General features: G+C 63.7%; 20 protein-coding genes. 6 read left to right on the forward strand and 14 right to left on the reverse strand.

What is annotated here, in order from left to right:
• Window positions 1–50: 50 nt before the first annotated feature.
• Both AC5RWO_RS19680 and AC5RWO_RS19685 read right to left on the reverse strand, forming a co-directional pair.
• The gene (locus AC5RWO_RS19680; RefSeq protein WP_498733366.1) at window positions 51–2,078 is read right to left on the reverse strand and encodes an LPXTG cell wall anchor domain-containing protein; all 2,028 of its coding nucleotides are present in this window, start codon (window positions 2,076–2,078) and stop codon (window positions 51–53) included.
• Between the two features lie 88 nt (window positions 2,079–2,166).
• Complete coding sequence (locus AC5RWO_RS19685; protein WP_498733368.1) at window positions 2,167–3,261, reverse strand: hypothetical protein; 1,095 nt, start codon at window positions 3,259–3,261, stop codon at window positions 2,167–2,169.
• A 235-nt stretch (window positions 3,262–3,496) separates the two neighbouring features.
• Here AC5RWO_RS19685 and AC5RWO_RS19690 point away from each other — a divergent pair, with 235 nt between their 5' ends.
• The 3 genes from AC5RWO_RS19690 to AC5RWO_RS19700 all read left to right on the forward strand — a co-directional run bounded on the left by AC5RWO_RS19690 (window position 3,497) and on the right by AC5RWO_RS19700 (window position 6,056).
• Entirely contained in the window at window positions 3,497–3,958 is a 462-nt protein-coding gene (locus AC5RWO_RS19690) for an Hsp20/alpha crystallin family protein (protein WP_498733370.1), read from the forward strand.
• A 123-nt stretch (window positions 3,959–4,081) separates the two neighbouring features.
• Window positions 4,082–5,563 (forward strand): glutamate-cysteine ligase family protein, encoded by a 1,482-nt coding sequence (locus tag AC5RWO_RS19695; RefSeq protein ID WP_498733372.1) that lies wholly within the window; start codon window positions 4,082–4,084, stop codon window positions 5,561–5,563.
• A 76-nt stretch (window positions 5,564–5,639) separates the two neighbouring features.
• On the forward strand, window positions 5,640–6,056 hold the full coding sequence (locus AC5RWO_RS19700; RefSeq protein WP_498733374.1) for a VOC family protein: 417 nt from the start codon (window positions 5,640–5,642) through the stop codon (window positions 6,054–6,056).
• Between the two features lie 10 nt (window positions 6,057–6,066).
• Here the strand turns inward: AC5RWO_RS19700 and AC5RWO_RS19705 are convergent, their stop codons facing one another.
• Window positions 6,067–7,317, reverse strand: coding sequence for an AI-2E family transporter (locus tag AC5RWO_RS19705; protein ID WP_498733376.1), 1,251 nt, complete (start codon window positions 7,315–7,317; stop codon window positions 6,067–6,069).
• 126 nt (window positions 7,318–7,443) lie between these two features.
• Here AC5RWO_RS19705 and AC5RWO_RS19710 point away from each other — a divergent pair, with 126 nt between their 5' ends.
• A complete protein-coding gene (locus tag AC5RWO_RS19710; protein ID WP_498733378.1) occupies window positions 7,444–7,821 on the forward strand; it encodes an ester cyclase in 378 nt (125 codons plus the stop codon).
• A gap of 144 nt (window positions 7,822–7,965) precedes the next feature.
• On the opposite strand, the gene AC5RWO_RS19715 is transcribed toward AC5RWO_RS19710, so the two are convergent.
• The 3 genes from AC5RWO_RS19715 to AC5RWO_RS19725 all read right to left on the reverse strand — a co-directional run bounded on the left by AC5RWO_RS19715 (window position 7,966) and on the right by AC5RWO_RS19725 (window position 12,692).
• Window positions 7,966–10,185, reverse strand: coding sequence for an NADP-dependent isocitrate dehydrogenase (locus AC5RWO_RS19715; RefSeq protein ID WP_498733380.1), 2,220 nt, complete (start codon window positions 10,183–10,185; stop codon window positions 7,966–7,968).
• 231 nt (window positions 10,186–10,416) lie between these two features.
• A complete protein-coding gene (gene purH, locus AC5RWO_RS19720; protein ID WP_498733382.1) occupies window positions 10,417–12,084 on the reverse strand; it encodes a bifunctional phosphoribosylaminoimidazolecarboxamide formyltransferase/IMP cyclohydrolase in 1,668 nt (555 codons plus the stop codon).
• Window positions 12,085–12,284: 200 nt separating this feature from the next.
• Window positions 12,285–12,692, reverse strand: coding sequence for a hypothetical protein (locus tag AC5RWO_RS19725; RefSeq protein ID WP_498733384.1), 408 nt, complete (start codon window positions 12,690–12,692; stop codon window positions 12,285–12,287).
• Window positions 12,693–12,865: 173 nt separating this feature from the next.
• Here AC5RWO_RS19725 and AC5RWO_RS19730 point away from each other — a divergent pair, with 173 nt between their 5' ends.
• Window positions 12,866–14,218: an MFS transporter gene (locus tag AC5RWO_RS19730; RefSeq protein WP_498733386.1), complete on the forward strand. Its 1,353-nt coding sequence runs from the start codon at window positions 12,866–12,868 to the stop codon at window positions 14,216–14,218.
• A gap of 62 nt (window positions 14,219–14,280) precedes the next feature.
• Here the strand turns inward: AC5RWO_RS19730 and AC5RWO_RS19735 are convergent, their stop codons facing one another.
• From AC5RWO_RS19735 to purN, 3 genes are all read right to left on the reverse strand, one after another.
• Entirely contained in the window at window positions 14,281–15,189 is a 909-nt protein-coding gene (locus AC5RWO_RS19735) for a PKD domain-containing protein (RefSeq protein WP_498733388.1), read from the reverse strand.
• The gene (locus tag AC5RWO_RS19740) at window positions 15,186–15,860 is read right to left on the reverse strand and encodes a DUF6318 family protein (RefSeq protein ID WP_498733390.1); all 675 of its coding nucleotides are present in this window, start codon (window positions 15,858–15,860) and stop codon (window positions 15,186–15,188) included. Before AC5RWO_RS19740 ends, AC5RWO_RS19735 begins: the two co-directional genes overlap by 4 nt.
• 163 nt (window positions 15,861–16,023) lie before the next feature.
• The gene (gene purN, locus AC5RWO_RS19745) at window positions 16,024–16,593 is read right to left on the reverse strand and encodes a phosphoribosylglycinamide formyltransferase (RefSeq protein ID WP_498733392.1); all 570 of its coding nucleotides are present in this window, start codon (window positions 16,591–16,593) and stop codon (window positions 16,024–16,026) included.
• A 40-nt stretch (window positions 16,594–16,633) separates the two neighbouring features.
• Between purN and AC5RWO_RS19750 the strand changes: the two genes are divergently transcribed.
• Window positions 16,634–17,050: a hypothetical protein gene (locus AC5RWO_RS19750; protein WP_498733393.1), complete on the forward strand. Its 417-nt coding sequence runs from the start codon at window positions 16,634–16,636 to the stop codon at window positions 17,048–17,050.
• 51 nt (window positions 17,051–17,101) lie between these two features.
• On the opposite strand, the gene AC5RWO_RS19755 is transcribed toward AC5RWO_RS19750, so the two are convergent.
• From AC5RWO_RS19755 to AC5RWO_RS19775, 5 genes are all read right to left on the reverse strand, one after another.
• The gene (locus tag AC5RWO_RS19755) at window positions 17,102–18,427 is read right to left on the reverse strand and encodes a cell division protein PerM (protein WP_498733395.1); all 1,326 of its coding nucleotides are present in this window, start codon (window positions 18,425–18,427) and stop codon (window positions 17,102–17,104) included.
• A 105-nt stretch (window positions 18,428–18,532) separates the two neighbouring features.
• Window positions 18,533–19,711: a zinc-dependent alcohol dehydrogenase gene (locus AC5RWO_RS19760; RefSeq protein WP_498733397.1), complete on the reverse strand. Its 1,179-nt coding sequence runs from the start codon at window positions 19,709–19,711 to the stop codon at window positions 18,533–18,535.
• A 151-nt stretch (window positions 19,712–19,862) separates the two neighbouring features.
• The gene (locus AC5RWO_RS19765) at window positions 19,863–21,230 is read right to left on the reverse strand and encodes an FAD-binding oxidoreductase (RefSeq protein ID WP_498733399.1); all 1,368 of its coding nucleotides are present in this window, start codon (window positions 21,228–21,230) and stop codon (window positions 19,863–19,865) included.
• Between the two features lie 330 nt (window positions 21,231–21,560).
• Entirely contained in the window at window positions 21,561–21,770 is a 210-nt protein-coding gene (locus tag AC5RWO_RS19770; RefSeq protein ID WP_170837925.1) for a hypothetical protein, read from the reverse strand.
• Between the two features lie 63 nt (window positions 21,771–21,833).
• Window positions 21,834–22,586 carry a sulfite exporter TauE/SafE family protein gene (locus tag AC5RWO_RS19775; protein WP_498733401.1) on the reverse strand — a complete coding sequence of 251 codons (753 nt, stop codon included), beginning with the start codon at window positions 22,584–22,586 and terminating at the stop codon, window positions 21,834–21,836.
• Between the last annotated feature and the right edge of the window lie 5 nt (window positions 22,587–22,591).

A 22,591-nucleotide genomic window follows, 5' to 3' on the forward strand; every position in this document is an offset into this window, starting at 1 on the left:
GCTCCCGCCAAGTTCCCAGTGAAGAGGCCGCGCCCCTGCCTGCCGTTCAGTTAGCTCCGCATCGGAGCAACTTCCTTCCGACTGATGGCCAGCAGGCCGCCGAGAAGAATCATCGCCATCCCGCCGAACAGCAGGTCCGTCGTAGTAGCTCCCGTCTCGGCGAGGGTTCCGGCACCGTCACCTGACACGGTGCCATCCGAACCACCAGGCACGCTGGCATCCGAACTACCAACAACGACGCCGGCCGCCGGCGTTCCGCTGTTGGTCCCGGTCGCGTCGCTGCCTGCGATGCGGTTAGCGGCTACCGACGCTTCAACGCCGTTTGACGCTGAATCACCCTGCGTCCCTATGATTGCCCCGCTACCATTAGCAGCAGCGACGAAGGCAGAATCCAGGGTTCCTTCCATTCCGGGAGTTCCTTCAGCGCCGACGAGGACCCCTCGGTCTCCGGCGATCCCTGCAGGTGAATCCGTGTTCGCCTCGGTTGCATCGGTTCCGGCATCAGTTCCGCCGGAGGTGTCGCCACCCGGAATCCCGGTATTGCCGGAACCCTGCGTTCCAGCTACGCCGTCTCCGTCGTTGCTGTCTCCTCCGGTTGCATCTTCGTCAGTTGCATCGCCGCCGGTGACGTCTGACCCTGGAGTACCGTCACCGTCCGAGTCAGGATCCGTTCCATCCTCATCAGCGGGGTCCGATCCTGGTGTTCCATCGGTATCCTCAGCACCGCCGGTTCCATTACCCACTGTTCCAGCCAGGCAGCCATTGCCACCTGTCGCAAAGCCTCCAAGGACCAGCCCGGCATCCAGACAAATGTCGGCAATTACGCCAAATCCGTCGCCGTAGCCAGCGTTTACGACCGTCTCCACCTCGGCAACAATGTCTCCGGCAACATCAGTGTCGACGTTGCTGAAATCATCGGTACCGATCACTTCGCCGATCACCAGCGTTGCATCCGCAAGTACGTCCGCATCGGTGGCAAGCAGACCGTCATTGGTACCGGTGCTGCTCTCCGCAGTGCGGCACGGCAGTCCGTCCGCCGAAAGTCCGGCGCCCAGCAACGACACGTCAGCATCAAGGCAAACGTCAGCGGCAACGTCGACCAGGCTGTCTTCATCAAGCGCCACATTTACATCGGCGGCGGCATCAACGTCGGCAGCAGCAACATCCTCGACCACCACATCGGCAGCCGCATCCTCCTCGACAATGACACCGTCATCGCTACCGGTGCCGCTCTCCGCAGTGCGGCACGGCAACCCGTCCGCCGACAGCCCATCACCCAACAGAGCCACATCAGCATCAAGGCAAACGTCAGCGGCAACGTCGACCAGGCTGTCTTCATCAAGCGCCACGATTACATCCGCGGCAGCGTCAACGTCGGCAGCAGCAACATCCTCGACCACCACATCGGCAGCGGCGTCCGCGTTGGTCGCTACTGCTGGGGCTTCATCCTTTTCTGCGACCGTTTCAGCAGCATCATCAGCTGCTTCGGCCAGAGCGCCTTCCTCGGTGCCTACCGTAGCTTCTGCCATTACGTCCGCATTAGCTTCCACGGTATTGTCATCGACCATCGCGTCAGAATCGGCGAGTACGACATCGGCTTCGGCTTCTACATCCGCAACTGCTTCCACCTCCGCTTCCGTCACCCGAGGTTCTTCGGCAATCGCATAGTCCTGTTCTGCTGTCCCGACGGCAACGTCAGCATCCGCAACCACGGCTGCCTCAGCTTCCATGGCCTCCGGCGCGGGCTCTGCTTCCACGGGAGCGGCATAGTCAACAGCGTCGCCGTCAAGTTCCACGTCGGCCATTACATCGGCCACTGATTCGGCTCCAAGCAGTTCGGCGTCGAGATCCGCGTCTACCTTGAGACCGCGGACCTCGGCGTCCACATCCGCTACGGCATCGAGCCCGACGTCGTCGGCGATGACATCCAGGTTCGCGTCAACTGCCACTGTGCTGTCCGGAGCAACCGCAGGCTCCGGTGGTTCAGATTCCGCGGCTGAAGCAGCCGCGGTACCGAGGACGAGAAGTCCTCCGCTAAAGACGACGCTGCACAGCGCCGTCCGCATTGTTCTACGCATGGTTGTTCTCCTGATTGAATCTGTCGCCGCCCTGTTGCGGGTGGCCATGGTCCTTGTGCTGCCGGTAAAAGGGCAGCGTGGACCAGAATCAATCAGGAGAGGAACCGGGATCCGAAGAACGTGAAGCGGGCAGACTCCAGGCCGAGCCATCGGCAGTACCCGAATTGGCTAACGGCGCGAGCAGATTAGAAAAAGGCACGTCAGCAGCGCCTTGGCCGGCGGATGCACTTCCGCCAGCGGCAGCAGCGCCGCTTCCGCCAACGCCTGCTGGGACGGCGGTCGGCGTAGCCGCGACGGGCTGGCCGGGATACGACTCCACGGCAGCACTATGGGCATCCTGGTCCGCGACCGCCGAAGGTGTGTGGGAAATTTGGGCCAAGAACTGGGCCGGAGTTGGTTGAGGTTCCGCCCGAGCGGGCGCTGCTTCGTACTCGTCTTTCTGGCGGTTGTCCGATGTACCAGCGGCGGTATCGGCGGGAACGACTTCGGCGAGGCCATCCGCCAGCTGGTTGCTGGGAACCTCAGCTACCGCAACGGAGACAGATGATGCATCCGCGGTCGGGCCGTCTTCGACGGGATCGACAACGGGAGCAGCAGCTTCGATCACCGGGGCGGTAGCAGGTGCTGCTGCTTCGACGACAGGTGCCACAACAGGTGCCGCGGCTTCGACAACCGGAGTGATTACCGGCTGTGCAGCGGCAGAACCCGTCTCAACGACGGGCTCCACTACATCTGCTGCCGTTTCGAGCACCGGCTCGGTCAGAGGCGCGGCTGATTCAAGGACAGGATCGGATACTGAGGCAACAGCGCCAGCTACCTCGTGCGTTGCCGCTGTAACCGGTTGCACGGACTGGGCGACTGACTTCCAAGCAGCGCCGACAGGAGCCGCAGCTTTTTCGACAACTGGAGTGACCTGTTCGGTCACAGCCGCAAGTTCGTTGGTAACGGGCGCCGGCTCGGCGGTCGCTGCTCCCACAACATTAGTAGTGGGCGTGGTCGCCTCGGTGAGCACCGCCGTCGTACTTTGAGTTTCTGAACTGAGCACTTCGGTCAGAAGTCCATCGTCAGCATCCGCGGCACTCGCGCCGGCGATCCCGAAAAGGCCGAATCCGGCGGTGGCTGCAGCTGTGAGCACGACCTTGCGCACCAGGACTGGCACACGGGACAGCGGCTCAACGCGCACCGTGACCACCCCCGTGACGACCAGTTTTGCTTCCGAATTTCAGGCTACGTCCGTCGCGAGCACGAGTCCAGAGGATTAGGTGAATCGGTTAGACATCTGTTCGCTCTGAGCTATGAAAAGGGTTAGCACTCCACCTACCTGAGTGCTAATCTATGAACGTAGTTGAGCGATGGTGACTCAACTATAGTGACAGGAAAAACCGCTCCGTACGGGGCGTGCGAAGGAGTTGATGACAATGGCCATGAAGTTTGACCCATTCCGTGAACTGGACCGCGTCGCCGGTGCCTCGATGGAAAACCGCCCGGGCCTGCGGCTGATGCCGATGGATCTGTACCGCGACGGGGACCACTACATTCTGAACGCGGACCTGCCTGGGATCGATCCGGGATCCGTTGACATCGACGTCGACGGGCAGCTGCTGACCATCCGGGCCGAGCGAACGGTGCGCGGCGCCGAAGGCGTCAAGTGGCTCACCCGCGAGCGCGAAGGCGGCTCCTTCCTTCGCCAGCTCAACCTGGGCCAGGGTATCGACATCGATGCCATCTCCGCCCGGTACGAAAACGGCGTGCTCTCGGTGTCCATTCCGGTCAGTGAGAAGGCCAAGCCGCGCAAGATCGAGGTCGTCACCGGAGCAGCTGAAACCGTGGCGGTGGAAGGCGCCGAAAGTGGCGACGAGCAGAAGTCGGTTGAGTCGTAATCCCTGACCAGCGTCCATGCGGCCCCTTGCCCTGCCGGGTGAGGGGCCGCACCCTTTGCCCGGCGCCTGCCGTTGGTGGCCCGCACTCTATACAAGGTGCCCGCGTGGTGGTTACCTTCAAACATGGGCTCAGAAGTCAAAACCAAGACGTTCAGCCGTGAGCAGCGCACCCGTTACCGTGAACGTCTGCTGGAAAACCTGGAAAGCTTCGGGCATTACCTCGCTACCGCCGAGTTCGCCGGAACCGGTTCCATTGGTATGGAGATGGAGCTGAACCTGACCAACTCGGACTGCTCCCCCGCGCTACGCAACTCCGTGGTGCTCGAGGCCATCGCCGATCCGGCTTTTCAGACCGAGATCGGCGCCTTCAACATTGAGCTCAACCATCCTGCCCTCGCCGTGGCCGGCCGGGGGCTTGAGAAGCTCGAGAACAGCCTGCGCGACCAGTTGAACCATGCGGACGAACGCGCCGCATCGGCAAAGGCCCGCATCCTCATGATCGGCATCCTGCCGACGCTCAAACGCGCCCTGGTGGAAGACATGTCCTGGCTCAGCGCCGGGAAGCGTTATGCCGCCCTTAATACTTCGGTGCTGCAGGCCCGCGGTGAAGACGTGCTGATGGACTTGCGCGGAATCGAATCGCTGTCCTTTTATGCCAAGAACATTGCACCCGAAGCCGCCTGCACCAGCGTGCAACTGCACTTGCAGGTCCAGCCCGCCGAATTCGCGCCGGTCTGGAACGCGGCCCAGATCGTCGCTGGACCGCAGGTGGCGCTGGCGGCGAATTCGCCGGTATTCATGGAGAAGCTGCTCTGGCACGAGACACGGATCGAAGTGTTCAAGCAGTCCATCGACACAAGGCCGCCGGAAATGCGCAATCAGGGTGTCCGGCCCCGGGTGTGGTTCGGCGAACGGTGGATCACCTCGATTTTCGACCTGTTCGAAGAGAACGTGCGCTACTTCCCCGCCCTGCTGCCGGAGCTCTCGCGGACCACCGGTAAACAGACCAAGGCCGGCGCACCGCTGCTACCGGAACTCCGCCTGCACAACGGCACCGTCTACCGCTGGAACCGTCCCATCTATGACCCCGGCGACACCATGCCCAACCTGCGGCTCGAAAACCGGCTGCTACCTGCCGGGCCCACCGTGGTGGATACCGTGGCCAATGCTGCCTTCTTCTTCGGGTTGGTCCGGATGATTAGGACGGCGGACCGGCCGCTGTGGTCCCGGCTCGCGTTCAAGAGCGCGGCCGATAACTTCATCAACTGTGCCAAGCAGGGACTGGAAGCCACGGTCTATTGGCCGGGCATCGGAGACATTCCGGTGGTGGAGCTGATTATCCGCCATCTGCTGCCGCTGGCCGCCGAGGGCCTGGCCGATCTTCGTGTAGCCCCGGATCTGATCGACCGATACATGGAGATCCTTCGCTCCCGCGCCCAGACGGAACAGAACGGCGCCAACTGGCAGATCAAGACCCTGCGGCTACTTGAAGCAGGCGGGCTGGACCGTACGGCAGCGCTGGCCGAGATGACGCGGCAGTATTCGCACAACATGCATACCAACGAGCCGGTACACACCTGGCCGGTGGAGGGTGCGGCGGGGTAACTGCTCCGGTCAAGACGCCTGGTTTGGCGGCGGAAACCAATGGCGGCCGTGTGCCGTCACTTACGAGGGAGAGCCGATGCTGCGAGGACTCACTACTGTCAGCTTCTATGCGGAAGATGTCACGGCAGCCATGGACTGGTACAGCCAGTTGCTGGGCGTGGATGCGTACTTTGTGCGGCCGGAACAAGGCCCGCCCGCCTACATAGAATTCCGTATCGGCGATTACCAACACGAATTGGGGATTACCGACAGCCGCTACGCACCTCGCGGTGCCGCTGCATCACCGGCCGGTGCCGTCGTCTTCTGGCATGTCGACGACCTGCCGGGCGCGATGGAGAAGCTACTCGCCATGGGCGCCTCGGAGCACGAACCCATCAATGAGCGAGGTGAGGGGTTCGTGACCGCTTCAGTGGTCGACCCGTTCGGCAACATTCTCGGCGTGATGTACAACCAGCATTATCTGGACGTTTTGGGTTCGACAGGATCAGCCTGACATTGGGCAGCTAGTCCCGCTCGCCCTGTGCACTCGCCACGGTTGCCTCGGCGTCCGGTGGCCTGCTGTCTGAACCGTCTGCCTCTGTGTCCCCGTCCGATTGGACGGGGAAGACCACGTCCCGCAGGTACCGCAGCACCACAATTCCTACCGCTGTTGTCGGTACCGACAGGAAAGCTCCGACGATGCCGAACAGGGTGCCGCCGACCGTTACCGACGCCAGCACCACGGCCGGGTGGATCTTCAGCCGGGTTCCGACCAGGAACGGCTGCAGCAGGTTGCTCTCCAGCTGCTGGACCACAATCACCACGCCGAGCACGATCAGGGCCGTGACCCAACCGTGGGAGATCAAGGCGATCAGGGCGGCGAGCAAACCCGTTGCCACCGCACCGACCACCGGGATGAAGGCAGCGATAAAGATCAGGACGGTCAAAGGAAAGGCCAGCGGAATGCCCAGGATGAACAGGGCTGCGCCGATGAAGACCGCGTCGACCAAAGCGACGGCGGCCTGGGCCGAGATGTAGCCGGACAGGGTTTGCCAAGCCCGGGAGGTCATCGCGGCGGCGTGGACGTAGACCCGGGCGTCCGTCCAGCGGCTGGTCCAGGCGAGGAAACGGTCGCCGTCTTTGAGGCAGAAGAAGGTGAAAACCAGGACCAGCACGAAGATCACGGTGCCCGATGTGATAGCGCCCAGACCGGTGGTGATTCCCGACGCGATGTCGCCGGCGTGCTGGCGGATTTGGGATACCGCGCTGTCCACCAGGGAATTCAGGTCCGCGTTTTCCAGATTGAACGGCGGCCCCGCAAGGAACTGCGTGATCTGCCCGAGGTTCTCACGGGCCTTCCCGGCCAGCCCCGCGGTTCCCGAGGCGAGCGACGGAATCACCAGCATCAGCACTCCGACGACGGCCGCCAACGCAGCGAGCACAGTGACAAAGGCCGCCAGAGCCTTGGGCATGATGCGGCGGGCCAGCCGGTTCACCGGCCACAAGATGCTGGCCAGCAGCAGGGCCAGGATCGTCGGGAAAACCACCGACCACAGCGCACGAACCAGCCACCAGGCCAGCACCAGACCGATGGCGATGACAACGGCGCGGCCAGTCCACAGAGCCGTGCGGTCAACCCCGGCGGCGAATATCCCCCGCGGCTCCTGCGGCTTCACCCCTGGTCCGGTGGCGGACTCCACCGCGTCCGGATCGGCCTTGAGCGTGCTCGACACCGACCGGGTGGTAGACGCCTGACGCTTCGGAATAAATCGCATGCTTCCTATCCTGCCCCACTCGGCCAACGGATCCTGCACCTACCTAACGAAGACCTGACATGGTTCCACCGGACAGGTTTAGTGTGTAGGCATGAATGGATCAAGGCAGCAATCCTGACCGGGCCCATGAACACTTCCCACGAAGCGGTCATCATCGACCTAGTTGACGAAGTGCTGGTGGGCGGGAATCTGGCCGCCCTGGAGCGGTTCTATGTCCCCCGGATGGTGCCGGTCGCGCGCCGATGGATCGAGCCGTTCCGGATTTCGTTCCCGGACGTCCGGATGTCCGTGGTGCAGTTGATCTCGGACGACTCCTCGGTGGCCGCCCGGTTCCGCTGCTCCGGCACCCACCTCGGGATCTGGCGAGGCCACGCTCCTACCGGACGCCGCTTCAACAAGGTTGATGAAGTGTATTTCTTCACCTTCGAAGACGGCCTGATCGTGCGGGCCTGGGGACTGGAAGACTCCCTTGCCCGGTTCCAGCAACTGGGCCTTACCCCGTGAACCTCAACCGGCGATCCCAATGGTGCGGGCGGCCCGTGCCAGAGGCGGTTCATGCCAAAGTACGACGACGGCCCGCACCTTTCCGTTCAAAAGGTGCGGGCCGGCGTCGTACGCTTCAGGCTTTTGGCTGTGCCTGACCGGTCCTTAGCTCAGCGTGGCCAGAACTTCGTTGAGCTTGGCCGACGGGCGCATGACCTGGGCGGCCTTGGCGTCGTCCGGCTCGTAGTAGCCGCCGATGTCAACGGGGGAACCTTGCACGGCGAGCAGCTCGCCGACAATGGCATCCTCGTTGGAGGTCAGGGCGTCGGCAACGGCGGCGAAGGACTTCGCCAGCTCGGCATCCTCGGTCTGCTTGGCCAGTTCCTCGGCCCAGTAACGGGCGAGGTAGTAGTGGCTGCCACGGTTGTCGAGCTCGCCGACCTTGCGCTTGGGCGACTTGTCCTCCAGCAGGAAGGTGCCGGTGGCGCGGTCCAGCGTGTCGGCCAGGATCTGCGCACGCTTGTTGCCGGTGGAGTTGGCCAGGTGCTCGAAGCTCACGGCCAAGGCCAGGAATTCGCCGAGGCTGTCCCAGCGCAGGTGGTTTTCCTTCAGCAGCTGCTGCACGTGCTTCGGAGCCGATCCGCCGGCGCCGGTTTCGAACAGGCCGCCGCCGTTGATCAGCGGAACGATGGACAGCATCTTCGCGCTGGTGCCGAGTTCGAGGATCGGGAACAGGTCGGTCAGGTAGTCGCGGAGGACGTTGCCGGAGACGGAGATGGTGTCCTCGCCCTTGCGGATGCGCTCCAGGGTGAAGGCAGTGGCCTCCACCGGGGACATGATCTCGATCTGCAGGCCCTCGGTGTCGTGGTCCTGCAGGTATTCCTTGACCTTGGCGATCAGGTTGGCGTCGTGGGCGCGCGTTTCATCGAGCCAGAACACGGCCGGAGTGTTGGATGCGCGGGCGCGGTTGACGGCCAGCTTGACCCAGTCGCGGACCGGCACGTCCTTGGTCTGGCAGGCGCGCCAGATGTCGCCCGGGGCAACCTGGTGCTCGATCAGCACGGTGCCGGAGCCGTCCACGAGCTGGACGGTGCCGGCGGTCTGGATCTCGAACGTCTTGTCGTGGCTGCCGTATTCCTCGGCAGCCTGGGCCATCAGGCCAACGTTCGGGACCGTGCCCATGGTGGTCGGATCGTAGGCGCCGTTGGCACGGCAGTCGTCGATGACAACCTGGTAGATGCCGGCGTAGGAGCTGTCCGGGAGCACGGCGAGCGTGTCGGCTTCCTGGCCGTCCGGGCCCCACATGTGGCCGGAGGTGCGGATCATGGCCGGCATGGAAGCGTCCACGATCACGTCGCTGGGAACATGCAGGTTGGTGATGCCCTTGTCGGAGTCCACCATGGCCAGTGCCGGGCCCTCTTCCAGGCCCTTCTTGATCGCAGCCTGGACGCCTTCGCGGACGTCGGCCGGCAGTTCCTCAAGACCGTTGAGGATGGAGGCCAGGCCGTTGTTGGGGCTCAGGCCTGCGGCAGCGAGCTGCTCGCCGTAGGTCTCGAAGAGTTCGGTGAAGTACGCCTTGACCACGTGGCCGAAGATGATGGGGTCCGAGACCTTCATCATGGTGGCCTTCAGGTGCGCGGAGAGGAGCACGCCCTCTTCCTTGGCGCGGGCAACCTGTGCGGCGAGGAACTCGTCCAGTGCGGCGGCGCGCATCACGGTGCCGTCGATGACCTCGCCGGCGAGAACCGGGAAGTCCTTCTTCAGGACGGAGACGGTGCCGTCGGCGGCAACAAGCTGGATCTTGATCGTGTCGTCGGCCGGAATGACCACGGACTTCTCGTTGGAGCGGAAGTCATCGGCGTCCATGGTGGCGACGTTGGTCTTCGAATCGGCCGACCAGGCACCCATGGAGTGCGGGTTCTGCCGGGCGTAGTTCTTCACCGAGAGCGGTGCGCGGCGGTCCGAGTTGCCTTCGCGCAGGACCGGGTTCACGGCGGAACCCTTGATCTTGTCGTAGCGGGAGCGGATGTCCGTCTCCTCGTCCGAGGAGGGGTTGTCCGGGTAGTCAGGCAGGGCGTAGCCCTTGCCCTGAAGCTCGGCGATGGCGGCCTTCAGCTGCGGGATGGACGCGCTGATGTTCGGCAGCTTGATGATGTTGGCTTCGGGCTTCTTCGCCAGCTCTCCGAGCTCGGCCAGCGCGTTGCCGGTCCGCTGGTCTTCAGTGAGGTAGTCACCGAAGACGGCGATGATGCGGCCAGCCAGCGAGATGTCGCGGGTCTCCACCTCCACACCTGCCGTCGAAGCGAAGGCCTCGACAATCGGCAAGAACGAATACGTGGCCAGCATCGGCGCTTCGTCGGTGTGGGTATAGATAATCTTGGCCATTGGTGAGGCGTCTCCCTAAGGTCTACGGAACTCTGTAAATCCTGTTGAATTCACCATCTAACTTACCCGAGGAGGCCCCTTCGATCCCTATCGCGGCCCGATATGCGCCATTTCATGACCGCGCTCCTACCCCTTAAACGCCGTTGCCGGGCACAACGGTTGCTTTGAACCTAGGTGCCCGGCACGGCGCTGGCAAGGGGTGTCAGCCTGACTTGCCAGTGGCGGAACTGTTTAGTGGAAGAAGTGGCGCGCTCCGGTGAAGTACATGGTAATCTCGGCGGCGTTGGCTGCCGCCACGACTTCCTCATCACGCACCGAGCCACCGGGCTGGACGACGGCGCGGACGCCGGCGTCGATCAGGATCTGCAGTCCGTCCGCAAACGGGAAGAACGCATCCGATGCAGCCACTGCACCGCGGGCCCGCTCCGGCGCAGCGCCGCCTTCGACGTTGGCGGCTCCCCCGGCGGCGTCAGCACCGCCGTCGACAGCCACGCCCAGAGTATTGGCGCGCTCCACGGCGAGCTTGCAGGAATCCAGCCGGTTGACCTGGCCCATGCCGATGCCCACCGCGGCACCGTCGTTGGCCAGCAGAATGGCGTTGGACTTGGCGGCGCGGATGGACTTCCAGGCGAAGGCCAGATCGGCCAGCGTCTTCTCATCGGCGGCCTCGCCGGCGGCAAGCGTCCAGTTCGCGGGGCTGTCGCCGTCGGCCTCCAACGTATCGGACACCTGGACCAGCACGCCGCCGGATACCTGGCGGATTTCGGCCGGGTCGCGGCGGTAGCCGTCCGGGAGGGTGAGCAGGCGGATGTTCTTCTTGCGGGAGAGGATCTCCACGGCCTCGGGCTCGAAGTCCGGTGCGATGACAACCTCGGTGAAGATGTCCTTGACGGTGCTGGCCATGCCGGCGGTCACCGTTCGGTTGGTAGCAATCACGCCGCCGAAGGCGGAAACGGGATCGCAGGCGTGGGCCTTGGCATGAGCATCGGCTATAGGATCGGCGGCGCCGGGTGTGGCCACGGCGACGCCGCACGGGTTGGCGTGCTTGATGATCGCCACGGCAGGTTCCGCATGGTCGAAGGCGGCACGCAGGGCAGCGTCGGCGTCGACAAAGTTGTTGTAGCTCATCGGCTTGCCGTGCAGCTGGTCGGCCTGCGCAATGCCCGGCGTCGCGCCCTTCTCGACGTACAGGGCAGCGCCTTGGTGCGGGTTCTCGCCGTAGCGCAGTACTTCCGAGCGCTCCAGGGCCAGGCCGGCGTACGGCGGCCACTGGTTGGACTCATCCGTATCGTCGCCGAACTGCGCGGCGGTCCAGGACGCCACGGCGTTGTCGTACGCAGCGGTGTGCGCAAAAGCGGCAGCCGCCAGCCGACGTCGTGCGGTCAGGTCAAAGCCGCCTTCGGCTGCGGCAGTCACCACGTCGGCGTACTTGGTGGGATCGACGACGACGGCGACGCTCGGGTGGTTCTTTGCGGCCGCGCGCACCATGGACGGTCCGCCGATGTCGATCTGCTCGACTACCTCGTCCTGGCCGGCGCCGGACTTCACGGTGTCGACAAACGGGTAAAGATTGACGACGACGAGGTCGAACGCCTCCACCCCGAGCTCCTTGAGCTGCTGGATGTGGTCTTCGCGGCGGCGGTCGGCCAGAATGCCGGCGTGGACTAACGGATGCAGGGTCTTGACGCGGCCGTCCAGGCACTCCTGGAAGCCGGTGACCTCGGACACCTCTGTTACGGGGATGCCCGCCGCGGAGATCTTCTTGGCCGTGGAACCGGTGGAGACGATGCGTACGCCTGCCTGGTGGAGGCCCTGCGCCAGCTCCTCCAGTCCGGTCTTGTCGTACACCGAGATCAAGGCCCGGCGGATGGGAACACGGTCAAGCTGCTTCAAGCTCACGCAAATCTCCAAGGATGCAAAAGTATGGGGGATGGCATCAGTTTAGTTCACGGGTGTCTTGAGCGGAGAGTATGAAGTGGCGCCGGGCAGGCCGCTCCCCCGCGGCCAACCTTCCGGCCACCAGAGCTAAATACGCCGAGCCCCGGCGGATGGGGGAACATCCGGGGCTCGGCGGGTCTGTTGAACCGGCTTTGGCGGGCTTAGTCAGCGGCGGTATCTGCGCTCGAGGCGGACTCCGGGCTGGGCGAAGAGACCGGGCTTGGCGCCGACTCCGGGGTTGCAGGAGACTGGGCCGACATCGGCGAGGGCGCGGACTGCGCGGACATAGGCGATCCCGCGGACTGCGCGGAAACAGGGGACACCGGCGAGGCTGCCGTCTGCGCGCTAGTGGGCGAATCCGCCGTCGTAAGCGGTTGGTCCCAGACGTTCGCTTCCGCTGGCGAAACCGCCCGCTCCAGCACAGGCGTGCTTGCCGAAACTTCTGCCTGTGCCGTGATGCTGCTGCCAAGGTCCTGGGGAATCGTCGCGCTATCGGCAACTGCTGCCCCCATGCCAAGTGCCATGACTCCGAGGGAGCCCGTTGCGATCCAGATGTTCCGCTTGTTCATGAGAAGTATCCTTCGATGCGAGCCGAGTGCCTTGCTGGTAGCAACATTGCGCCTGGAACGTGAGATAAACAGGAGAACCCGATGAGAGAGTTCTCATTTTTGATGATTCGCCCGCACGGCACACCTCGAGACCGGGCGCAGTAGAGTTTTTGTAGGTGCAAAGGGAAGGCGTCATGACCGAAACCCAGAGAATTCCCACGGGCGACCACATAGTGCAGGAACTCCCCTGGCGCTGGAGGGTGCAGGGGAAGATCTTCATCATCGGCGGCCTGGGGTTCATGTTCGACGCGTGGGACGTCACCCTCAACGGCGTGCTGATCCCCTTGCTGTCCGACCATTGGAGCCTCGAACCGTCACAGGCAGCGTGGATCGGCACCGCCAACCTGATCGGCATGGCAGTCGGAGCGTTCGTCTGGGGCACCATCGCCGACCTCATCGGACGGAAGAAAGCCTTCACGGCGACGCTGCTGGTCTTTTCCATCTTCACGGTCTTCGGCGCCTTCGCCCCCGACATCGTCTGGTTCTGCGTCTTCCGCTTCATCGCAGGCTTCGGCCTCGGCGGCTGCGTGCCCGTGGACTACGCCCTTGTCGGCGAGTTCACGCCACGCAAACAACGCGGCCGCGTCCTCACCGCGATGGACGGCTGGTGGCCGGTCGGCGCAGCCCTCTGCGGCTTCGTCTCCGCCGGCATCATGGCCACCTTCGCGGACTGGCGCTACACCATGCTGATCATGGTGCTTCCGGCGCTTCTGGTCTTCTGGGTCCGCCGATCCGTCCCTGAGTCTCCCCTGTTCCTCATCAGCAAGGGCCGCGGCGAAGAAGCCGCCCACGTCATCAACGATCTGGTCAGACGTACCGGCGGCACGCCGACCGAATGGCGGCTGCCCGAACCCGAGGCCATTCCGAAGCTTACCGTCGGCAACATCTTTGAACAGTTCCCGGCCATCTGGAAACACAACTGGAAAATAACGACGGCGGCGTGGGCCTTATTCTTCAGCATTCTGCTGGTCTACTACCTGGCTCTGACGTGGATGCCACGCATTCTGATCGAGTCCGGCTTCGCCGAAGTCCGCGCATTCATCACCACCGCCGGCATGGCGGGCGTTGGGCTGCTGGGCGTCATCGTCGCCGCGTACTTCGTGGAAAAGACGGGCCGGAAGTGGATCCTCGCGGTCACCGGACCGCTCTCAGCTCTCATCCTGGTCATCGTGGCGCTGGTGATCGAGGTCCCTGCAGCCGTGATCATCTGGCTACTGGTCTACGGCTTCGTCGTCCAGATCGCCATCCCGGTGCTCTACGCGTACGTCTCCGAGCTTTATCCCACCGAACTGCGAGGCTCCGGTTTCGGCTGGGCCTCAACGTTCTCCCGAATCGGCGCCGGCTTCGGACCGCTGATCTTCGTCTCGATCATGTGGCCCTACCTCGGCCTAGCCTGGTCCTTCGCCATCGCCGGAGGCCTAGTACTGATCGCTGTCCTCTGGATGGCCCGGTTCTCCCCCGAGACCAAAGGCGCAGAACTGCACTGAGTCCTTTGGCCCCCGGCCCGCTTACTTGCCAGTTGACGAGTAAGCGGGCGCGGTGCCGCCGATCAGCAGCCGGCCCCGTTCGGATTCTCAAGACAGTTATCGGCGAAGTTGTTCACAACAGACCGCCACACACTGATCGTCACCGGCTCAGCTGAAAATGTTCCTGTTCCAGGGATGGGTATCGCCGGTCCCCCATTTACGCTGTAGGTTCCGCTGAAAGTGGTTGTGAGGGAAACGTTGAAGTCTCCAGTACTGGTGTAAACATGACTCGTCGCCGTTTGCTCGCCCCAACGCGCCTGAGGCAAGGGACCTCCGGGAGTGAAGGTCGGTCCCAAGCTTGTACCGTCGCCGTAATTCCAACTGTAGTCCTGCGGGATCGCTTCAATAACGACATCCTGCCCAAGCATCTTAATCTCATGAATTTGATTCTCTGACTCGGCATAGACGTTCGTGTTAGCGCCAATAAGAGTGTGAGGGCTCGGTTGAAGTGTCAAACTACCAGCGTCCACAGGTAACGATCGGAATGCCGAGAGTATTCTTTCGGCGATCTCGCCCAACACGTCTTCATTCGGATCGCTGTTATACATGCAGACGATGCCCCCGAGGCGGATCCAGGAGGTCGTGTCGATGAGGCTGCTACGCCAAAACCATTGCACGGGCACTCCGTCGTCACCGTCAGTGCATTCGGGCAAGTTATTGGCGCAAAGAATGGATAAGCTGTCACCCACACTGCAGCCATATTCATATTTGTACTCCCGAGTGCTTTCGACCTGTGTTCCCTCTGGGAGTGTTGACCAGTGTTCCGTGCCTGGCATCTTTACAAAAAGCTCTATGCCTAGCCCCTGGTTGTCGATGCGCCCGGTTCCCGGCAAGTATTCGTCAGTCGGTTGCATTGTCAAGAAGGTCATAGCGGCACTTAGATCGATAGCCGCCAGTATTGCTCCTGACCATGCCATGACTTTAAGAGTCATGGTTCCGTTCCACCGACCATGCCCAGGTCGCGGACCGTCCAGTCTCCGTTATGGAAGGTAGCCATCATTAGATCTATATGACCTGATGAAGCAGGCTCTTCTGTGTGCAACTCACCTTTCGAGTAGTAGTCCAATTGGTTGAATTGAACCTGGACTGGTAGCTGATGTACTCCGCTGGGATCGGTCGTCATTTCCTTACCGGTCCCCACAACTTCAGCACGTCCTCCAACCAGCCATCGGCCATCTGCATGCCAATCGTCGATGACCTTAAACGCTTCTTCGCAACGACGGCAATCGGCGGACGTGATCTTCCTGATCGGTTCGGTATCACCGGATTCATAGGCGTAGCTCAGCAGTTCATACCAGTGTCTGGCAAAAGTTGCTAAGCCTTCTTTACTTTCCTGTCGTGTTCCTTTGGGCATCTTTGGGACAGGAACGTTTTCGGCCGGCCCATCAGCCGAAGCTGGCTTGTATTCCGGAGTGGCACTTGGTGTAGGCGTCGGCGTTGCGGTTTCAGCAGCAACGGCCGAAGTTGCGGGTGAGGCAGAACTGCCAGGCTCGCCCTCTGCATCACCTCCGCAAGCTGTCAGGCCGAGGGCGGCCACAGCCAGCACGGCAAACACCGAGGATCGGGCACGCGTGAAAGTATCGAATTTGGTCCTGCGGTTCACCGAGACCCCTATGCACTGGTCGGGTTGCTTACTGACGTATTCGAGCCAGTGTAATCACACGTTTAACAAGGCAGGAGGGTTATCCACAGGAAACCGGGCTCCGGGAGCTCAATAAGTCGCGAGGGCTGCAGCCGCTACACGGCGGTTATCGCCGCCAGAAAAGCTAACCGGTGCGTGTACTGAGGTCCGCCAACGTCTGCACCAGGAGCTTGCGCTCCTCCACTTTGATTCGCTCGTGCAGGACTTCCTCGGTGTCTTTCTCCAGAACGGGCACTGCGGCCTGCGCGAGGATGGGGCCGGTGTCCACGCCGGAATCGACGATGTGCACGGTGACCCCAGTGATTTTCACGCCGTGAGCCAGTGCGTCCCGCACTCCGTGGGCGCCCGGGAAGGAGGGCAGCAGCGCGGGATGGGTATTGACCATGCGGCCGTCGAAGGCCTCGACGAATTCGGCATCCAGGATGCGCATGAAACCGGCAAGCAGCACAACGTCCGGGGCATAGGATGCGACGGCGAGCTGCAGCGCGCGGTTCCACTCCGGGCGGCTGCCGTAGTCGGCCGGTGCCACCACGAACGTCTCGATCCCTGCACCCTCAGCCCGCTCGAGCCCCAGGCAGCCCGGGACGTCGGAACCCACGGCGACGATATCGGCGTCGAGCTCCCCTGTTTTCACCGCTTCGATGACTGCCTGAAGGTTGGTGCCGGAGCCGGAGACAAGTACCACGATGCGCATGCGTCAACTTTATGCTCCCGGCTCGCCTAGGCTTAAACCCATGGAACATGACACACGGCCGCGGCCCAGCGAGGAACAAACAAAAAACGCCAGTCTCTATCTGCGGGTTCTGCTGTTGCTGGTGCTGGCCACGTTCCTGGCGGCGGCGTTGCCGCTGCCGTGGAAAATTGCCGCGCTCGTCCTGGCCGTGGCCACCGTGGTGGTTTCGATCGTGGGTCTGGTGAAGTCAGTCCGGCACGGCCTGCCTGGGACGCTCCGGATCACGTTCATTTTCGGCATCATCGTCGGCGGTTTCTTCGCGCTGACCGCCCTGGCGCAAATGGTCTTCTGGCCGCTCACGGCCCAGTACGAGGAGTGCACACGCCTGGCGGTCACGCAGAGCGCACAGGAGCAGTGCACCAACGAGTACTCGGAAAAGCTGCTCGACTACAACAACCTGTTCAACCCGCAGGGCTGACGGATCCGCCGTCGCTATGGCGGCGGCTAACCGTCGCCGCTGCTGCGGCAGCTAGTCTTTCTTGCCGCGGCTCTCCGCCGGCATCGTTGCGGCGCGGCGCGGTTCGCGCTCCAGCCAGGGGCCTACGGCGTAACCAATAACGACGCCGGCAGCCACTTCCAGCGCGACCCAGAGTGCCGTCCACATCGGGTCCGGCCCCAGGTCCACGAAGCGGCCGATGCCCAGAGAACCGCGGGACAGCCAGGCCAAGATCGCAGTGCCGACGCCGGCGGCGGCGCCGATCAGCAGGCCAAGCACCACGGTGGAAGCCGCGGCAGTGAACCAGCGGGTCTGGACCTTGATCGACAGCCATTCGTCAAAGTGGTTTTCACCCTCGCGCAGGAACCACCAGCCGGCCAGCACGCCGGCAACGACAGGCAGCAGCAGGGCGGCCATTCCGTAGGTCAGTTCGCCGGTAGGCAGGGCTCCGAGCAACGGGAACGCCGGGAGCGGGCCCACAGTGGTGGCGAGCGGGCTGATGGAGCTGCCTGTGCCGACGGCGAACCCGGCGCCGGAGGACCAGGCCAGCGTCCAGCCAACGAAGTTCGGCATCAGGCCCAGCTGCGCGACAGTGAGCACGATGCCACCCACTACGCCGGTGTTGAGCTCCTGGTAGATCTCGATGATGTCCGCCCAGTGCAGGGCAATGTCCACGGCCAGCAGCAGGGCCGCCAGGCAGACTGCGGCGGTGACGGCCAGCAGGCCTGCCCGTATGACGGACCAGACATAGGAGCCGGCCCAGCGAGAGTGCTGGCTGGTCTTGGCAACCCAGGCGGCCGCGTCGACGCCGATTAGCCGGCCCCATGATCCGGCCGCGCGGTACGCCCCGATGATCAGGCCGGACCCGGCCGGGATCAGCGGTATCAGGGCGCCGGCCATCATGGAAATTTCCACTTCCTCGGTCTGCACCAGATAAGCGGTGGCGCCGCCGACAAAGGCATACACGCCGAGGGCACCGAGCAGCGCCTGCCAGAGCTGGTCGGTATACGCGGCACGCGCCAGACGTCGTCCCGCCCGCCAGGACAGGAAGAAGGGCAGCAGCGTCAGGCCAAGCGGGACAAGGGACAGCGTTCCTCGCTCGGTGTCCGCGGACGTGGTGCCCATCAGGATCTCCAGCTGCAGCGGCACGCCGTGGATCAGCAGCCAGGCCTGTCCGCCAAGCCTGGCCAGCGAATCGAAGCTGCGGTCTTCGAACCCGTCCGCGAACCACACGCCGACCAGCGGCAGCAACACGACGATCGCCGAGAGCAGCGCGCTCTGGAAAAGTTCGAAACCCCCTTGCAGCCAGAGGGGCATGGGCAGTCCGCTCTGCCCGCCCGGGCGCCATTTGAGTTTCATTGTCTCCATGGTGCCAGTTGACGGGCCATCGTCCGGCCAGCGACGCGGCGGAGCAGCCAAAAGCGGCGGTCCTAACAGTCCCGCCGCCCGGCGGCCAGCGCAACACTAAGGCCGAAGCACAACCTTAATGCAGCCGTCCTCCTTCTTCTGGAACATCTCGTACATGGCCGGCGCCTCGTCCAGGGAGACTCGGTGCGTGACCAGATCGGACAAAGCCAGCGGGTCGGTATCGTCGTCCACGAGGGGCAGCAGGTCGGTGATCCAGTGCTTGACGTTGCACTGGCCCATCCGCAGCTGGAGCTGTTTGTCGAACATCTTCAGCATCGGCATCGGATCCGCTTCCCCGCCGTAGACCCCCGAGAGCGAGACGGTACCGCCGCGCCGGACCGAGTCGATGGCCGCGTGCAGGGCGGCCAGCCGGTCCACCCCCGCCGTCGTCATGGCAAGCTTCGCCACGGGGTGCGGCAGAACCCCGACCGCGGCCTGGGCAGCGGCCGCCACCGGCGAACCGTGCGATTCCATCCCGACCGCGTCCACCACGGAGTCCGGCCCGCGTCCGCCGGTCATGTCGCGCAGGTCATCGGCGCAGTTCCTGGTCCAGTCCAAGGTGGCGATGCCGTGCCGCTCGGCCATCTGCCGCCGCTCGGGGATGCGTTCGACGGCGATGACCCGGTATCCCAGATGTTTGCCGATCCGGCTGGCCAGCTGCCCGATGGGGCCAAGCCCGAACACGGCCAAGGTGCCGCCGCCGGGGACGTTGGCGTAATCCACGGCCTGCCAGGCGGTGGGCAGGATGTCGGAAAGGAACAGGTAGCGCTCGTCCGGAATGCTGGTGTTGGCCACCTTGATCGGGCCGTAGTCCGCGTGCGGCACCCGCAGATACTCCGCCTGCCCGCCCGGCACCGAGCCGTAGAGCTCGGTGTAGCCGAACATCGCCGCGCCGGTCCCCTTCTCCCTGACCTGGGTGGTCTCGCACTGCGACTGCAGGCCGAGGCCGCACATGAAACAGTTCCCGCAGGCGATGTTGAACGGAATGACCACCTTGTCGCCTGGCTTGATGTTGGTAACGGCGCTGCCGACTTCCTCCACAATGCCCATGGGCTCGTGGCCGAGGATGTCGCCCTTGTTCATGAACGGGCCCAGCACCTCGTACAGGTGCAGGTCCGAGCCGCAGATGGCGGTGGAGGTGATGCGGATGATGGCATCCGTGGGGTCCTGGATGGCCGGATCCGGGACCTCCTCGACGGACACTTGACGTTTGCCTTGCCAGGTCAGAGCTTTCATGTCTGGAACTCCTGTCAATGATTCGCGTGCCGGGCCGCGGGATTTCTCGTCGGCGGGAACCTTTTCAACGCTACGCGCCGGTTCTGGTTCGGGCTAGAGGTTGACAGGCCCCGACGGGAAAACGCGTCAACGTACGACGGCGGCACGCACCTCAGGGGGCAACGGCACCTTCCCTTTCCGCCGGCTCTCCTGCGGCGGGCAGGATGTTCTGGTTCCCGCGGAAGATATTGTCCGGATCGAGGTCCCGTTTGATCCGGGCAAGCCTGGCGTAGTTCTCGGGCCCAAAGGCGGCCATGATCCGTTCCTGCCCCTCGTGGCCGATGAAGTTCAGATACACGCCGCCGCTGGCATAGGGGGCGATATCGCGCCGGAAGCCCTTGGCCCAGCCAATGGCTTCAGCGGTCTGCGCCGGGTCCTGCCACACGGCAAAGGGGTGGGTCATCCATTGGGCAGTGCGCCGGGCCATCGGAGTGGAGTCGGGGTCCACCCTGCTGGCCCGGCCGCCCCAAGGCGCCAGCAGCATCTGTGAGGATTCATGCGGCAGCGCTTCCCCGAACCGGAGGAAGACATCCAGCGCCGCGTCCGGAAATTCGTCATGGTAGTCGGCCGTCCAGTAGTTCAACTGCCCCGGGGCGTCGTCGAGCATGGACTGGAAATCCGCGTACGGTCTGGGCTCGACAATATCGGCCGCGGGCTGCAGTGATACGAGCGGCCGGACCGCCTCCCTGCCCTCGTCCGGGTCGCCGGCATAGATCACCACAAGGCCCAGCGCCGGCTTCCCCTGCAGCTCGGCCGGCACGAACTCCTCGGGCGGCGCGATCACCGAGAGCAGGCAGGAGCCCAGGGCTTCGGGCGAGGCCGGTACGAAGTCCCGGTAGGCACGCGCCACGTCCCGGGCCTGTCCGAGCGGCCACAGCAGCAGGCCACATAGAACCTGCTCACCGACGTCGTACATTTTGAACGTGAAGGAGGTAGCGACACCGAAATTCCCGCCGCCGCCGTGCAGCGCCCAGAACAGCTCCGGGTTCTCATCGGCGCTGGCCGTCACTTCCTCCCCAGCCGCGGTGACCAGGTCCACGGAGATCAGGTTGTCGCAGGCCAGTCCCCAGGCGCGGTCCATCCAGCCGGAGCCGCCACCCAGCGTGAAACCGGAAACGCCGGTCGTGGAGACCCGGCCGCCGGTGACCGCCAGGCCGTAAGGCTGCCCCGCCCGGTCGAATTCTCCCCAGGTCACACCGCCGCCAACCGTTGCCGTGCGGGCCTGAGGGTCAACGGCGATGTCCTTCAGCCCGCGCACGTCGATGACCAGTCCGCCCTCGTTCATGGACATGCCCGCAACGGAGTGGCCGCCGGATCTGACGGCGATCTCGAGGCCGTGCTGCCGCCCGTATGACAGCGCTTCGCGGATGTCGGCAGCGCTCGAACATTGGGCGATGACGGCCGGCCGCCGGTCGATCATCGCGTTGAAAAGTGTGCGCGCTTCGTCGTAGCCGGCGTCTTCCGGCCGGATCCATTCCATGGTCTGCTCCTTCGCACCATGGGCCACCCGAGACAGATGTTACGCCGGGCAGCGACGGGCAGCCAGCACCAAAATTGAGCGGGTGGGCGCGGGACAGTCCAGCACTTTCACCGGCGCGGAAAGGGAAATCCGTTTTTCGGGAAAGGGTGTTTTAGGCAATCATTTTTGGCGGGGTTTCTGAATGACGGGACTTTAAATGGAAGCGGGCGGCTGGTTCAAAAAGAACCAGCCGCCCGGAAAGGCGGAATATTCCGGGAAATCAACACGGCAAGAATGCCGCGGACTGCCTCCGGATTTCCGCCAGCCTAGGTTTCTTCATCCAGCCCCAGCTCAGGCGCCCTTGCGGCGCTTGGGAATGAGCTCCTCCTCAGCTGAGGACTTCGAGCGCTTCTCAGCACGCTTTTCCTTGATAGATTTACCCTGTTTCTTGGTGTTAGACCCCTGCGGGGACTTTCCTGCCATTCCAGCTCCTTTTTCAAGGCGAAATACAACGGTATGAGAGACCATACCTGCTTTAAAATAAAAAGCCAGTGCGGGCATGAAACAGTTGGAAAAGGAGCGCTACGGGAACAACGGCGCGGATTTAACCGTTGAAGTCCAGCTTTAACCGATCAGGTCCAGCAGTCCCTTGATCAACGCAGCGAGGGCGCCCACGAACGCCATGATGATGACGGCCACGCGCGCGTGGTCGTCCTTGATGTGCCGCAGCAGCTTCTCCCCCGTGAAGATCCCGACCACGATCATGACCCCCAGCGCGGCCCACATCCACCAGTCCAGTTGCGGCAGATGGGACGGGTTAAGCCAGGTCCTGACGCCGACGGTGATCAGGCAGATCACCAGGAAGTAGGGCTGCAGCGTGCTGGCGAACTCGCGCTGCGGCCAGCGGGCCAGCACCGCGTAGGCGCTGACGGTGGGGCCGCCCACGCCGGCCAGCGAGTTTGTCAGTCCTGACCCCAGCCCGGCCAGCGCCTTGGGCGGATTCCCGCTCACCGTCACGGAAGCGCGGTGCAGCACCACGGACAGGCCGAGGGCGAAGATGACGATGGCACCCACTGTGACCACCAGCGGCGCGGACGGGACGTTGACGGCAACGAAGGAGCCGCCGATGGTCCCCAGGGTGGCCGGGATGGTCAGCCACCAGAACATGTTCCAGTTGATGTCCGCCCAGACCCGCGGCACGATCAGGCCACAGGAGACCACCGAGCAGATATTGATCATCATGATCCCCGTGTGCGCGCCGAGCAGCATCACCAGGATGGGCGAGAGCAGCAGCGCGAAGCCCACTCCGGCGATCCGCTGGGCCACCGAGCCGAGGAAAATCGCCACCAGGATTACGGTCAGGAGTCCAAGAGTCACCCGAC

The sequence above is a fragment of the Arthrobacter sp. B055-34 genome, from assembly GCF_059090425.1.